Origin of the sequence: Azonexus fungiphilus (assembly GCF_003634965.1) — a bacterium.
Taxonomy (GTDB): Bacteria; Pseudomonadota; Gammaproteobacteria; order Burkholderiales; family Rhodocyclaceae; genus Azonexus; species Azonexus fungiphilus.
In genome coordinates this window covers 224,149-237,959 of record NZ_RBXP01000016.1, presented here as the reverse complement: position 1 = coordinate 237,959, position 13,811 = coordinate 224,149, and the positions used below count along the sequence as shown (strand labels likewise).

The window sequence follows — 13,811 nt, the reverse complement described above, 5'->3', positions numbered from 1 at the left end:
TGTATGTCCAAACAGGTTCTCATCCTATCAGCCGCCCGCCGCGAACGCGATACCCCGCCGTCGCCAGCGCCCCCAGACCCTGCCCGCCATGCGCGTGGGCAATCGCGCAGGCGAGCGCGTCGGCGGCATCGGCGGTCGGTGCGCCGGGCAGGCCGAGCAGGCGAACGACCATCTCCTGGACCTGCTCCTTGGCCGCCTTGCCGTGCCCGACCACCGCCTGCTTGACCTGCAACGCGGTGTATTCGGCCACCGGCAGGCCGCCATGGACCAGCGCCGACATCGCCGCGCCGCGCGCCTGGCCGAGCAGCAGCGTGGACTGCGGATTGACGTTCACGAACACCTTCTCGATCGCCGACTGATCCGGCCGGTAAGTGGCGATCACCTCGCCGATGCCGGCGAAGACGGTACCGATGCGTTCGGGCAGCGACTGCTTTTCGTTCGACTTGATGCAGCCGCTGGCGACATAGACCAGCTGGTTGCCGTGCTTCTCGATGACGCCGAAGCCGGTGACGCGCAGGCCGGGGTCGATGCCGAGGATGCGCACGCCGCTCACTTCGCCGGCCTCGCGACGAGATAGACGCCGGCAACGGCAACGGCCATGCCGACGCTGGCGGTCAACGTCAGTTTTTCGCCAAAAACCGCCCAGGCAACCAGCGCCGTCGTCGGCGGCGTCAGGTAGAACAGGCTGGCGACATTGACCGCGCTGCCGTTGCGGATGAGCAGGTTGAGCAGGCTGATCGCACCGAGCGACAGGACCAGCACCAGCCAGCCGAGCGCGAACAGGAATTCGCCGCTCCAGTCGATGCGGTAATCCTCGAACAGCGCGACGGCAATGCCGGTGACGATGGCGCTCGGCACGAACTGGATGACCGAACCGGTACGCAGGTCGAAGCGGGCGCAGTAGCGTTTCTGGTAGAGCGTGCCGGCGGTGATCGCCAGCAGCGCGACGACGGCCGGCCACAGCATCGGCCCGAGCGCGGCCTCGCCGATCTTGCCGGAAACGACCAGGGCGACGCCGCAGAAACCCAGCGCCAGCCCGCCCCACTGGCGCCCGCTGACCGTCTCGCCGAGCAGCCAGCCGGCACTGCAGGCGGTGAGCAGCGGCTGCATGCCGACGACCAGCGCGGTGATCCCGGCCGGCAGGCCGTTGCCGATGGCGACGAAGACACCGCCGAGGTAGAGCGCATGGACGAGCACGCCGGAGACCCCGATGTGCAGCCACTGCGCCGGCGTCTTCGGCCACGGCGCCCGGGTCAGCAGGGCGATCGCCAGCATCAGCGCGATCACCAGCCCGTAGCGGGTGAGCAGGAAGGACAGCGGCTCGGCGTAAGGCAGGCCGAACTTGGCGCCGACGAAGCCGGTGCTCCACAGGAAGACGAAAAGCAGGGGATAGGCGCGCTGCATCGGCAGTCAGGCGTTCCAGTCGGGCCGGCAGCGCTTGCGCGTCTCGGCGAAGGTTTCGAACAGGGTGCGCGCATCGCCGCTAGCGCGATGGCGGCGCAGCTGCAGGCGCAGCTCGACCGCCGCGCGGGTGGCGTGCCAGCTGGCCATCTCGCAATCGCCGAGAATTTCGCGCAGGTCCTTGAGACGGAAGCTCGGCACCAGCTCGACCGCGTCGTAGAGGCGGGCGAGCCAGGCGTAGTCGGCGCCCCAGGCATCGCTATAGACGGTCTGGCCACGGAACTTGCGGTTCAGGTGCAGGGCCACCTCGGCCGCCGGCTGGCCATGGCGCAGCAGGATCTCGCGGCTGACGCCGTGGATCTTCTCGGCGCCGGCATCCCAGTGCGTCCAGTCGGTTTCCGGGCGGATCAGCGCGCAGTACATCTCGCCGCCCGGCAGGTAATAGCCGACCTCGATCGGATAGCTGCCCGCACCGAAGCCGGAGGCCTCGATATCGATGATCGCGGGCAGTTCCTGCGGCCGGCTGTCGGTCACTCCTCGATGACCGCCGTGGTGTAGATTTCCTGGACGTCGTCCAGGCCTTCGAGCGCGTCGAGCAGCTTCTGCATCTTCGCCGCGTCCTCGCCGGTAAACACGTTCTCGCCTTCCGGCTTCATCGTCACTTCCGAGAACTCCGGCGTGAAGCCGGCGGCAGCCAGCGCATCCTTGACGGCGATGAACTCGGTCGGCGCGGTGATCACCTCGATCGAACCGTCGTCGTTGGTGCTGACGTCGTCGGCACCGGCCTCGATGGCGGCATCCATCAGCGCCGCCTCGTCGGTACCCGGGGCGAAGATCAGCTGGCCGCAATGCTTGAACTGGAAGGCAACGCAACCGTCGGTGCCCATGTTGCCGCCGAACTTGTTGAAGGCGTGGCGGACTTCGGCCACGGTGCGGGTCTTGTTGTCGGTCAGGCAGTCGACCATGATCGCCGCGCCGCCGATGCCGTAGCCCTCATAGCGGACCTCGACGTAATCGACGCCCTCGAGCTCGCCGGTACCCTTCTTGATCGCGGTGTCGATCTTGTCCTTGGGCATGTTCACCGCCTTGCCCTTGTCCACCGCCACGCGCAGGCGCGGGTTGAAGCCGATGTCGCCGCCGCCCATCTTGGCGGCAACGGTGATTTCCTTGGCAATCTTGGAGAACGCCGCACCGCGCTTTTCGTCCTGACGACCCTTGCGGTGCTGGATGTTTGCCCACTTCGAATGACCGGCCATGCTGATTTCCTGAATGCAGAGAACAAAGAAGGGGCGATTTTACCCGTCCGGCGTTTTCCCGTCAGGCCGGCGTGCATTTACCCGCCTTGCGGGTCTGCTTGTTGCTTCGATACCGGATTTTCCGCGCGAAACGACAAGCCCGATGCGAAAACCCACCCTCTACCAAAGCCTGAAAGCCAAACGGCGCAGCCAGCAACTGGTCATCGGCGTCACCTGGTACACCCCGGAAAGCTGGGCCGCGATCAAGGCCACGGCGACCGACCCGGAATGTTTCGAAGACAGCTTCGAGCAATGGAAAGCCATGGCTGTGGCCGCCCGCCGCAATTTCCAGCGCTCCGGCGTGATGGCCCTGGAATGCCAGATCGACCCGACCGCCTTCGCCGCCTGGTGCGCCGCCAATCAGCAGGAAAACAACTCGACCGCGCGCGGCGAATACGTCGCCGAAGTCCTCAGCGCCGCGCACAGCAAGGCGGACTGAAACGCAGCCGCTTGTCGCATAACGGACAAGCCGGCGCCCACTCGACATGACAGCGATCTGTCCTTATGCTTTTGGAAACACAAGGCATGTCCATGCCGCATACACCAATCACCCAGCACATCGCGTAAACGCAGCATCGGGCTTCATCGACATGACCAGAGGAATTCGAGCCGCCATGTTTTCCAGCGTATACGGCAAGCCACCAGAATACATGGCGCGCACGCCAGATATCCCGGCCACGCGCCATGTTCGATCGCCGTCCATCCTTGGAAATATGCGGATCAATGCCGCACAAGGCAAGGCAGGCCAGGCGTCTTCGACTGACATGCCGGCGAGGATAGACGGCGGCAATCCAGAATACGCGGCGCATATGCCGTCCACTTCATGTTGGGGGTGCCGAGCGCATGCCTGAGACTGTGTTCGTTCCACTGAAGAATGAGGGAACCATTGTTTGGCGTCCTGTCGCCGCATCGGCATGTGGCGTCAATGTCTACCGCTTGGGCGGAATTTCTACCGAAGGTGAAGAATGGCAGTTTCCGCCTGACGCGCTTGTCCGTTGTGAGTCGCGTCGCTTTTCAGACGGCACAACGGGGTTGGCCGAAGTCGCTCTTGCTGAGCCTGAACCGCCTTCACCACTCGGAGCTACTGAGAAAGGCGGCTGGTACTGTCCTGCGGTTCAAAAGGTCATCTCCGCTGGGCTGTGCTGGGAGTACTGTTTTGCCGATTTGGGCGGTCCGACAGATACAGCCGCGGAACTCAAAGCGTGGATCGCTAAATCAGGAAGACTCTCTTCTCTGTCTGAGTTTCATGAAGTTTGTCATGTTTGCCCGCACTGCCAATGGTCGAAGGAATGACGAGCACCCCCAACCCTGCGGTGCAGGGGACCTGGCGCATAAAGCCGCGCCAGTCCCCTGACCTTGAACGTTGGGCATCGAACTGACATGCGCGCTCACCTACTGGCCCTTTCTGCTTTACCTCTCGTGGCCTCGGCCGGGGAGCAAAGTCCCTCTACCGTCACACCAGCGCAAACCCAGTCCCGCGCCGATCAATATCGTGAGTCTGGCGTGATGAAAGGCGAGATGAAAAGAGTCGTGGCTGCCGATGGCACCATCACCTACGTTTTCACCGAAAAGAGCCCCTGTATCAAACCATCCGAACCGTCGTCGCCTCCTGCTACCAAAGAGGGCTCTTCGACAGAGAGCAAACCCAAATGAGCTTTCTCTCTTTGTCTCCGCGCAGTTCAGTTCCCCGGCTAGCCTGTTTACTTCGCCGCCGTGCGGTCTCGTTCGTGTGGGGCGCTATCGCCACCATCCACCGCTCGATGCCCAACCCTACGCTCGAGGGGACCGCCGGCAAGCATAGCTTGCCGGTACCCCGTCGGCTTCGCCGCCGGGCGGCCCCTCAGCTACGACGTTGAGCACCATGAAACGACTGCGATATGCCACTATCTGCTTATTGCTGCTTTCAGCGTCTTGTTTGGCACCAATTTGTGCCGAAGAGTCCAAAGACACATGCCAAGCCAAATCTGAAGTTGAGTGCATCGGATCAGCACAATGCAAACTCGTCCAATCGCACTCGCAAATGGGCAGATATATGTGCCGCAGCAACTCAAATAGATGCGAGGAGGGCTTCATTCAGCGCACTGACACCAAGGAATCTTGTGAGGCAAAACCGGATTGCGTTTTTCAGCCGAGCAATTGCTATTGTGATCCCGAACCCAATATTCAATGCCGTTGCGCTGGCGGCTCGCCACCCATTTGCCGGCAAAAATAGGGGACATGTTGCCGAACATCACAATCCACCCGACATTCGGCAAGCTACGCTTGCCACCGTCCGGTAATTTTCAACGTTGAAGCTGTAGATGAACCATTTTTCGCCTTAGATTCCGACAAACAAATAGCCCCGGCTTTTCCCGCGCCATTTTCATGCCCTTTTCACGGTCGACCGTAAGAAACCGGCGATTTTCACCCCCAGCCCCAGCGGCCCTTCCCGATCGACATCCTCGGCCGGCTTCAATCCCGAACCCGCCCCTCCCGCTTTACCCTCCTTAACAACAGCCCGCCGTGGCGGCGCTAGAATGCCGGCACCTGTTCCTGTCCGGAGTTTCCCGCCATGTCCGACCCGCTCTACCTCGCCAAGTCCGCCGACGGTTTTCCCGCCTTGTTGCCGCAGATGGCCAATCGCCACGGGCTGATCACCGGGGCGACCGGGACCGGCAAGACGGTGACCCTGCAGACGCTGGCCGAGCGACTGTCGTACATCGGCGTGCCGGTGTTCATGGCCGACGTGAAGGGCGACCTGTCGGGGATGGGCGCGGCCGGGTCGCCGAGCCCGAAGCTGCTCAAGCGGATCGAGGAACTCGGCCTCGAGGGTTACGCCAACTACGCCAACACCGTCGCCTTCTGGGATGTCTTCGGCAAGGGCGGCATCCCGGTGCGGGCCACGGTCTCCGACATGGGGCCGCTGCTGCTGGCGCGCCTGCTCAACCTCAACGACACCCAGGCCGGCGTGCTGCAGATGGTGTTCAAGATCGCCGACGACCAGGGCTTGCTGCTGCTCGACCTCAAGGACCTGCGGGCGATGGTCCAGCATGTCGGCGACAACGCGGCGCAGTTCAAGACCGAGTACGGCAACGTGTCGACGGCGTCGATCGGCGCCATCCAGCGCGGCCTGCTGACGCTGGAAGAACAGGGCGGCGATGTCTTCTTCGGCGAGCCGATGCTCGACATCAACGACCTGATGCAGGTCGACAGCAACGGCCGCGGCGTCATCAACGTGCTTGCCGCCGACCAGCTGATCCACTCGCCGGCGCTCTATTCGACCTTCCTGCTCTGGCTGCTCGCCGAGCTGTTCGAGCAGTTGCCGGAAGCCGGCGACCTCGACCAGCCGAAGCTGGTCTTCTTCTTCGACGAGGCGCACCTGCTCTTCGACGGCGCGCCGGCGGCGCTGACCGACAAGGTCGAGCAGGTGGTGCGGCTGATCCGCTCGAAGGGCGTCGGCGTCTTCTTCGTCACCCAGAACCCGCTCGACGTCCCGGAAAAGATCCTCGGCCAGCTCGGCAACCGCGTCCAGCACGCGCTGCGCGCGTTCACGCCGCGCGACCAGAAGGCGGTGCAGTCGGCCGCCGAGACGATGCGCGCCAACCCGAAGTTCAACGCTGCCGAGGTGATCACCGAACTCGGCGTCGGCGAGGCGCTGGTTTCCTTCCTCGATGAAAAAGGCCGGCCGAGCATCGTCGACCGTGCCTTCATCTTCCCGCCGGCCTCGCGCCTCGGGCCGCTGACCGCCGACGAGCGCCGCGCGACGATCGACGCCTCGCCGCTGCTGGCCACTTACGGGACGACGGTCGACCGCGAATCGGCCTACGAAATCCTGCGCGGCAAGCCGGCCGCCGGCAAACCCGCCGGTCCCGGCGCCATTCCCGCCCCGGCCACCCCCGGCGCCCCGGCCCGCCCGGCACCGCGCGCGCAGCCGGCGCCCCAGGCGGAAGCGGCGGCCAGCAACGGCGGCGGCCTGCTCGACAGCCTCGGCGACATTCTCGGCGGCACCACCGGCCCGCGCGGCGGACGCCGCGAAGGCGTGCTCGAAGCGGCCGCCAAGAGTGCCGCGCGCAGCGTCGCCGGCACCGTCGGCCGCGAAATCGGCAAGCAGATCCTGCGCGGCGTACTCGGCTCGATCCTCGGCGGCCGCCGCTGAGCCGCCAAGGCAACCGGCTGGCGCCGCTGCTGGCGCTGGCCTTCCTGGTTTTTCTCGGTTTTCTGGTGTTGACCGTCAGATTGCCGGCCGGTGTCGCCGCGCTCTATGCCGGCGCCAGCCTTGCCGCCTTCGCCGCCTACGCCATCGACAAATCCGCCGCCAAGGCCGGCCGCCGGCGCACGCCCGAAAGCCGGCTGCACCTGCTGGCGCTGATCGGCGGCTGGCCCGGCGCCCTGGCCGGGCAACGGCTGCTCCGCCACAAATCGGCCAAACCGGCCTTCCTGCGCCTCTTCTGGCTGAGCGCCCTGGCCAATTGCGCGGCGCTGGGCAGCTGGCTGTGGTGGACGGGCCTCGCCTGAGCCGCAGGACGAATGAGGCATTCGTCATGAAATCGCCGGCGGGTCTATAATTCGCCGTCATTTTCCGGCGCCCCCCTCCGATGAAGCGACTGTTCCTGCTGTCCACCTTGATCTCGCTCGGCTACTGGGCCTATCAGTACTTCATGCCGGCCGTCGAGCTGACCAACCCGGTCTTCGCCGAGGTCCGCGTCAAGATCCGCGAAGGTAACCGGGAAATCGAGGCGGTGCTCTTCGCCAAGGCCGCCGACGATGCCGACTGCCGGATGCGTGCCGAGCGCACCCGCCAGCACCTGCTCGACAATTGTCCGAAATGCCTCTCCCGCAGCTTCGAATGCAAGGCGGAGCTGGCTCCGCGCTACCTCAAGTTCTTCGACGACAGGCCGGGCAACATCACTTATTTGAGCTACCGCCCGGCCAGCCGGGGCGAGCGCGATGTCCGGATGATCTTCTGGGGACTCAGCATCGACGAAGCCAACAGCCTCTGCGAACAGATGCGCGGCATCCTGTCGCCGCTCTACCGCGGCCCGACCAGTTGCATCCGGCCGACGGCCTCGTGAGCCCATTTTTTGCCCCGACCGGCAGTCGACCGCAATACAATGGCGAACCAATCTTTCGTCATAGTTAGCGAGACCCCAATGACCCGACTCCGCCTGCTGATCGCCGCCCTGCTCCTTTCCGCCACCGCCGCCGGCGCCGCCGAACCGGCCAGCGAAGCCTCGATCCGGGCGCTGCTCGCGGTCACCCAGGCGCGCCAGCTGGTCGACAGCATGAACGGCCAGCTCGAGGAATCGATGAACACCGGCATCCGCATGGCGCTCGGCGAACGCAAGCCGACGCCGAAGCAGCAGCAGGCGATCGACAGCATGAAGAAGAAGATGCTCGTGGTGATGCGCGACGAGCTCGCCTGGGAACGGATGGAGCCGCTGTACATCCGCATCTACCGCGATTCGCTGAGCGAGGAGGAGGTCGCCGGCATGCTCGATTTCTACCGCACGCCGGCCGGCCAGGCGCTGATCCGCAAGATGCCGCTGATGATGCAGAAGATCATGCCGGAGATCCAGGGCCTGATGGGCTCGGCGATGCCGAAGATACAGCAGGTCCAGCGCGAGTTCATGGCCGAGATGAAGGCCGCCGGCGAATAACCCGGCCATGCGCGACCTGCCGCCGCTGCACACCCTGCCGGCCTTCGAGACGGCGGCGCGCCTGGGCAGTTTCCTGGCGGCGGCGCAGGCGCTGCATCTGACGCCGTCGGCGATCAGCCATCGCATCCGCTTGCTCGAGGCGCACCTCGGCCAGCCGCTGTTCGAACGCCGCCACCGGGCGGTCGCGCTGACGCCGGCCGGGCGCCGCTACCTGGTCGTCGTCCGCGACACGCTGCTGCGCCTGGACGAGGCCAGCGCCCGGCTGCGCACGCCGCAGCACGAGCGGCTGCGCATCTCGGCGGCACCGGCGCTGGGCAGCCGCTGGCTGGTCAGCCGCGTCGCCGCCTACCAGCACCGCCACCCGACGCTCGAGTTCGCGCTGTCCACGGCCACCGGCCTCGGCCCGCTGCTCGCCGGCGAGGCCGACCTCGGGCTGCGCTACGGCGAGGAGGAGTGGCCCGGGCTGCTCGCCTGGAAACTCTTCGAGGAACGCATCTTCCCGGTCTGCAGCCCGGCACTGGCGGCCGACCTGAGCCAGCCGGCCGACCTCGACCGCTGCCGCCTGCTGCGTCATCCGCTGCTCTCGTGGCAGCGCTGGTTCGCCGCCGCCGGCCTGAACCGCGGCGAGCCGGCCAGCGGCCCGCGTTACGAGGACGCGCTGCTGATGCTCGAAGGCGCTGCCGCCGGCCATGGCGTGGCGCTGATGGCCGCCAGCCTGGCCGAACCCTGGCTGGCCGACGGCCGCCTGTGCCGCCCGTTCGCCGCCGAGTGCCCGGACCGCAGCTTCTACGTGGTAGCGCCGCCGGCCATCCAGGAACGCCCGGCGGCGATGGCCTTCATCCGCTGGCTGGTGCGCGACGCGCACGCCGCTCAGGCGGCGGCGAATCGGCCCAGTGCCGCAGCCACCGCCGCGATCACCGGCGACCAGCCGCCGCCGGCCGGCTGACGGAAGAGGCGGACGACGCCCGGATACCACGGCGAATCGTCGCGCCCGGCCAGCCAGCGCCAGTCGGTCTGGTAGTCAGGGAGCAGCACCCAGCAGGGCTTGCCGAGCGCGCCGGCGAGGTGGGCGGCGGCGGTATCGACGCTGATGACCAGGTCGAGGTTGGCGATGATCGCCGCAGTATCGGTGAAATCGGCGATCCGGCTGCCCAGGTCGACGATCGGGAACGGCCGCCCGGGGTCGCTCGCCTCGGCTTCGCCGGCCCCCTTCTGCAAGCTGTAGAAACGCAGCCCGGGAATGCCGGCGAGCGGCGCCAGTTCGTGCAGCGACGAGAACGAGCGCTCGCCGTCGTTCTCGAAACGCGGGTTGCCTTTCCATACCAGGCCGACCCGCAGGCCGGCGCCGGCGGCCATGCGCGCCGCCCAGGCTTCGACCAGCGCCGGTTCCGCGGCCAGGTAGGGCAGGCGGCCGGGGATCGTCTCCAGCCGGGTCTGCAGGTGGCAGGGCAGGCTGAGCGGCGGCGACCAGTAATCCCAGGATTCGGCCGGCGCCGGATCGCCGACGGCGAGGACTTCATCGACGCCGGGCAGGGTGCGCAGCAGCCGCGCCAGCGGCGGATGGCAGAGCACCGACACGCGCCGCGCGCCGGCCGCCTTGAGCAGCGGCACGTAGCGGCAGAACTGGATCATGTCGCCGTGGCCGGCCTCGAGACCGATGAGCAGCGACTTGCCGGCGAGCGCTTCGCCCTGCCAGCGGGGCAGGCCGAGGCTGCGCTCGATCGGCGCGTACCAGTCGCGCGCCTCGAGGCAGGGCCAGCCTTCGGCGTAGCGGCCCTGGCGCAGCAGCAGGTAGGCGAGGTCGAAACGCGCCTCGGCGGCGTCGGGGTCGAGGCCGAGCGCGGTCCGGTAGCATTGCTCGGCTTCGTCTTCGCGCTTGCCGGTGGCGAGCAGCACGCCGAGGTGGGTCCACGCCCGGACCGAGCCGGGATCGGCCTGCAGCGCGGCGAGGTAGAGCGCCTCGGCGTCGGTGTGGCGGCGGCGGGCGGCGAGCAGGCCGGCGTAATTGACGAGGATGCCCGACTGCCGGGGCGCCAGCGCCAGCGCCCGGCGATAACTGGCCTCGGCGGCCTCGGGCTGGCCCTGCCGTTCGCGGACCAGGGCCAGGTTGGCGTGCGCCTCGGCCAGTTCGGGCGCCAGGCGCAAGGCTTCGCAGAGCAGCGCCTCGGCACCGGCCAGGTCGCCGCCGGCGAGGCAGTCACTGCCGGCGGCAAAGAGGGCGGCGGCGTGGTCGGCGACCATCTCAGGCGGCTGCCGGCCCGGCCAGGCAGACGCCGTCGCGACCGCCGGCCTTGGCCTGGTAAAGCGCCGTGTCGGCGTGGCCAATCAGGCGGTCGGACGAATCGCCCGCGCCCGGCACGCCGCACCACAGGCCGACGCTGAAGCGGTAGGGCAGGACCAACTCGGCGAACTGCGCCGGCTGCCCGGCGACCGCCGCACGCAGGCCGTCGACCACGGTCAACGCGCCGTCGCGGCCGGTATCCGGGAGCAGCACCAGGAATTCCTCTCCGCCGTAGCGACCGACCTCGTCGCTCAGGCGCAGGCGCTGGCGGAGCAGGGCCGCAGCCTGGCGGAGCACGGCGTCGCCGGCGAGATGGCCGTGACTGTCGTTGATGCGCTTGAAATGGTCGATGTCGAGCAGGGCAATGGCGAGCGGCGTGCCGGCCCGGCGCGCGCGCTCGAGTTCGCGCTCGCAGGCCGCGAGGATGGCGCGGCGGTTGGCGATGCCGGTCAGCGGATCGCGCAGCGCCATCTCGCGCAGCGCCGCCTCGGTACGCTCCTTGGCCATCAGCACCAGGCCGAGCGAGAACATGATCACGGTGACGGTGCCGATGCTGACCGACACCGTCTGGCGCAGGTTGCTGACGTTGTAGGGCAGGTCGGCGGCGGCGCCGGTGGCGATGGCGACCACGCGCAGCAGCAGGCCGATCAGGCTGATGCCGCCGCCGAGCAGCAGGAGCAGATGGGCACGGCTGCCCGGGTGGCGGGCGTGGCGCCAGGTCCACACCATGAGCAGCAGGCATTGCAGGATCAGCACCAGGCAGGCGGCGAACATGCGCGGCTCGCGGGTCTCGATCAGCAGCGCCAGCGCCGCCGCCATCAGCAGCGGCAGCGCGAAGATGCGCGACCACGGCACCGGCTGGCCGTGGATGCGCAGCAGGCTGGCGGCATAGCAAGCCAGGGCCAGCGCCAGCAGGGTGTTGCCGACGCCGTAGGTCAGCCACAGCGGCGCCTCGCCGTAGAGCGTGTAGCAGCAGTAGGCGAGCGCATGGGCAAGCAGGCCGGCACCGCCGGCGCGCATGCCGTCGCGCTTGTGCTCCTGGCCGGCGAGGATCAGGCAGAAGGCCATGATCAGCGCCACCAGGGCTACCGAAGCGAAGATCGTCGGGGTATTGAAGATCATCGCGCAAGGATAGCGGGGTCGGCCCCGGAAAACGAGCCACCCCGGCGACACCCCGGGGCTTACGCATGAAAATGCTTCATTCGACGCTGCCGGTTTTCGTTTGAATTCACCCGTCGACCGTCGCATTCTCGATCCACCGCTCCTTTCCGACGCGCCCGGCCGACCCGGCCAGCAGCGCCCCCCGGACCCCGCCGCGCCCATCCCCGCGCCCGCCGCACGGCCGCTTTCACGGTCGACCCCGCAATTTCGAGGAAAACCATCATGCAAGACAAGGACGGATTCATCTGGCTCGACGGCCACTGGCTGCCCTGGCGCGAAGCCAGGGTGCACGTGCTCACCCACACCCTGCATTACGGCTACGGCTGCTTCGAGGGCCTGCGCGCCTACGCGACGCCGGCCGGCCCGGCGATCTTCCGGCTCGCCGAGCACCTCAGGCGCCTGGAGGACTCGGCGCACATCCTGGCCATCGATCTGCCTTTCGACCGGGCATCGCTGGCCGCCGCCTGCCGCGAGGCGGTGACGCGCAACGGCCTGAAAAGCGGCTACATCCGGCCGCTGATTTTTCTCGGCGCCGAGAAGACCGGCGTCGACCCGGCCGGCGCCGCCACCCACGCCATGGTCGCCGCCTGGGACTGGGGCGCCTACCTCGGCCAGACGGCGCTGGACAACGGCATCCGCGTGCGCGTTTCGTCGTACGCACGGCACCATCCGAACGTGCAGATGTGCCGGGCCAAGGCGATCTCGATGTACGCCAACTCCATCCTCGCCGTGCGCGAGGCGCGCCGCGACGGCTACGACGAGGCGCTGCTGCTCGACACCGAGGGCTACGTTGCCGAAGGTTCGAGCGAGAACCTCTTCCTGGTCCGCGACGGCGAGCTGCTGCAGCCGGAAACCACCTCGGCGCTCGACGGCATCACCCGCCGCACGGTGTGCACGCTGGCCGGCGAACTCGGCCTGGCGGTGCGCAGCAAGCGCATCACCCGCGACGAGCTGTATTGCGCCGACGAGGTCTTCCTGACCGGCACCGCCGCCGAAATCACGCCGGTGATCGAGGTCGACCGCAGAAGAATCGGTGACGGCCGCCCCGGCCCGCTCACCCGCCAGCTACAGCAGGCTTTCTTCGCCTGCGTGCGCGGCGAGGATGCGCGCCACGCCGACTGGCTGACGCCGGTCTGAGGCCTCAGGCGGCGCCCATCGTCGCCAGGTGATCGAACAGCGCGCGCGCCGCCGGGCCGAGGGCGGCGCGTTCGCGGACGCACAGGTGGAGGTCGCGCGGCGCCCAGGGGTCGGCGATTTCCACCGTTTTCAGGCGGTCGACCGCCGACACCGACGAGCGCGGCACCATGCCGATACCGACGCCGGCGGCGACCATGCGGCAGACGGCGGCGAAGCTGCGCACCTGGATGCGCACGTCGAGCCGGCCGCCGAGGCGCGCCGCGTGGTTCATCATGAAGGTGTGGATGGCGCTGCCGGCATGCAGGCAGACGAAGGCCTCGGTCAGCACGTCGGCGAAGGCGATCTCGGTTTTTTGCGCCAGCGGGTGGTCGACCGCAACAATCAGCACCAGCCGGTCGCGCCGGTAGGGCGTCACCTCCAGGCCGCCGAAATCGCCTTCGGCGGCCACCACCCCGATATCGACCTGGCCGGCGGCGACGGCGCCGACGATGGCCGGGCTCGGCTGTTCTTCCAAGCTGACGCGAATCTGCGGATGCTCGCGCAGGAAGTCGCCGAGGTCCTCGGGCAGGAAGCAGTTGATCGCGTTGGTGTTGGCGAATACCGTGACCTGGGCGTTCAGGCCGCTGGCGTAGGGCGCCAGGTCGGCGTGCATCTGTTCGAGCTGGGCGAACACCTGGCGCGCATGGCGGAGCAGCGATTCGCCGGCAACGGTCGGCGTCAGGCCGCGCGCATGGCGTTCGAAAAGGGCCACGCCAAGGCTCGCCTCGAGCTGCGTCAGGCGATGGCTGGCCGATGACGGCGCGAGGTGAACGCGCTCGGCGGCGCGGGTCAGGGCGCCGCTGTCGGCGATCGCGGCGACGAGCCGGAGGTCGGGGAGGTCGTAGTGCATGGTTTCGTCCA

General features: G+C 67.7%; 15 protein-coding genes. 8 read left to right on the top strand and 7 right to left on the bottom strand.

Annotated elements, in window-relative coordinates:
• Positions 1-19 precede the first annotated feature (19 nt).
• The 4 genes from ruvC to DFR40_RS12130 are packed head-to-tail and all read right to left on the bottom strand — an operon-like array spanning position 20 to position 2,657.
• On the bottom strand, positions 20-553 hold the full coding sequence (gene ruvC / locus DFR40_RS12145; RefSeq protein ID WP_211329786.1) for a crossover junction endodeoxyribonuclease RuvC: 534 nt from the start codon (positions 551-553) through the stop codon (positions 20-22).
• Complete coding sequence (locus DFR40_RS12140) at positions 550-1,404, bottom strand: DMT family transporter (protein WP_121458764.1); 855 nt, start codon at positions 1,402-1,404, stop codon at positions 550-552. Before DFR40_RS12140 ends, ruvC begins: the two co-directional genes overlap by 4 nt.
• Positions 1,405-1,410: 6 nt before the next feature.
• Positions 1,411-1,935, bottom strand: a complete 525-nt coding sequence (locus DFR40_RS12135; protein ID WP_121458763.1) for a 3'-5' exonuclease — start codon at positions 1,933-1,935, stop codon at positions 1,411-1,413.
• Positions 1,932-2,657, bottom strand: a complete 726-nt coding sequence (locus tag DFR40_RS12130; RefSeq protein ID WP_121458762.1) for a YebC/PmpR family DNA-binding transcriptional regulator — start codon at positions 2,655-2,657, stop codon at positions 1,932-1,934. Before DFR40_RS12130 ends, DFR40_RS12135 begins: the two co-directional genes overlap by 4 nt.
• A 142-nt stretch (positions 2,658-2,799) precedes the next feature.
• Between DFR40_RS12130 and DFR40_RS12125 the strand changes: the two genes are divergently transcribed.
• The 7 genes from DFR40_RS12125 (at position 2,800) to DFR40_RS12100 (ending at position 9,278) form a co-directional block, all read left to right on the top strand.
• The gene (locus tag DFR40_RS12125) at positions 2,800-3,135 is read left to right on the top strand and encodes a hypothetical protein (RefSeq protein ID WP_121458761.1); all 336 of its coding nucleotides are present in this window, start codon (positions 2,800-2,802) and stop codon (positions 3,133-3,135) included.
• 404 nt (positions 3,136-3,539) lie between these two features.
• Positions 3,540-3,989 (top strand): hypothetical protein, encoded by a 450-nt coding sequence (locus DFR40_RS17035; RefSeq protein ID WP_147431326.1) that lies wholly within the window; start codon positions 3,540-3,542, stop codon positions 3,987-3,989.
• Between the two features lie 1,258 nt (positions 3,990-5,247).
• Positions 5,248-6,831: a helicase HerA-like domain-containing protein gene (locus tag DFR40_RS12120; protein WP_121458760.1), complete on the top strand. Its 1,584-nt coding sequence runs from the start codon at positions 5,248-5,250 to the stop codon at positions 6,829-6,831.
• Positions 6,832-6,896: 65 nt separating this feature from the next.
• A complete protein-coding gene (locus DFR40_RS12115; RefSeq protein WP_245985677.1) occupies positions 6,897-7,190 on the top strand; it encodes a DUF1294 domain-containing protein in 294 nt (97 codons plus the stop codon).
• Positions 7,191-7,270: 80 nt separating this feature from the next.
• Positions 7,271-7,747 carry a hypothetical protein gene (locus DFR40_RS12110; protein WP_121458758.1) on the top strand — a complete coding sequence of 159 codons (477 nt, stop codon included), beginning with the start codon at positions 7,271-7,273 and terminating at the stop codon, positions 7,745-7,747.
• Between the two features lie 78 nt (positions 7,748-7,825).
• Complete coding sequence (locus tag DFR40_RS12105; protein ID WP_170160216.1) at positions 7,826-8,332, top strand: DUF2059 domain-containing protein; 507 nt, start codon at positions 7,826-7,828, stop codon at positions 8,330-8,332.
• Positions 8,333-8,339: 7 nt separating this feature from the next.
• Positions 8,340-9,278, top strand: coding sequence for a LysR substrate-binding domain-containing protein (locus DFR40_RS12100; RefSeq protein WP_121458756.1), 939 nt, complete (start codon positions 8,340-8,342; stop codon positions 9,276-9,278).
• Here the strand turns inward: DFR40_RS12100 and DFR40_RS12095 are convergent.
• Together DFR40_RS12095 and DFR40_RS17490 are read right to left on the bottom strand one after the other, a co-directional pair.
• A complete protein-coding gene (locus DFR40_RS12095; RefSeq protein WP_121458755.1) occupies positions 9,203-10,573 on the bottom strand; it encodes a tetratricopeptide repeat protein in 1,371 nt (456 codons plus the stop codon). The genes DFR40_RS12100 and DFR40_RS12095 overlap by 76 nt on opposite strands.
• Position 10,574: 1 nt before the next feature.
• Entirely contained in the window at positions 10,575-11,735 is a 1,161-nt protein-coding gene (locus tag DFR40_RS17490) for a GGDEF domain-containing protein (RefSeq protein WP_121458754.1), read from the bottom strand.
• Positions 11,736-11,996: 261 nt separating this feature from the next.
• Between DFR40_RS17490 and DFR40_RS12085 the strand changes: the two genes are divergently transcribed.
• A complete protein-coding gene (locus DFR40_RS12085) occupies positions 11,997-12,911 on the top strand; it encodes a branched-chain amino acid transaminase (RefSeq protein ID WP_121458753.1) in 915 nt (304 codons plus the stop codon).
• 4 nt (positions 12,912-12,915) lie between these two features.
• On the opposite strand, the gene DFR40_RS12080 is transcribed toward DFR40_RS12085, so the two are convergent.
• Positions 12,916-13,800 (bottom strand): LysR family transcriptional regulator, encoded by an 885-nt coding sequence (locus DFR40_RS12080; protein WP_121458752.1) that lies wholly within the window; start codon positions 13,798-13,800, stop codon positions 12,916-12,918.
• Positions 13,801-13,811: the final 11 nt, after the last annotated feature.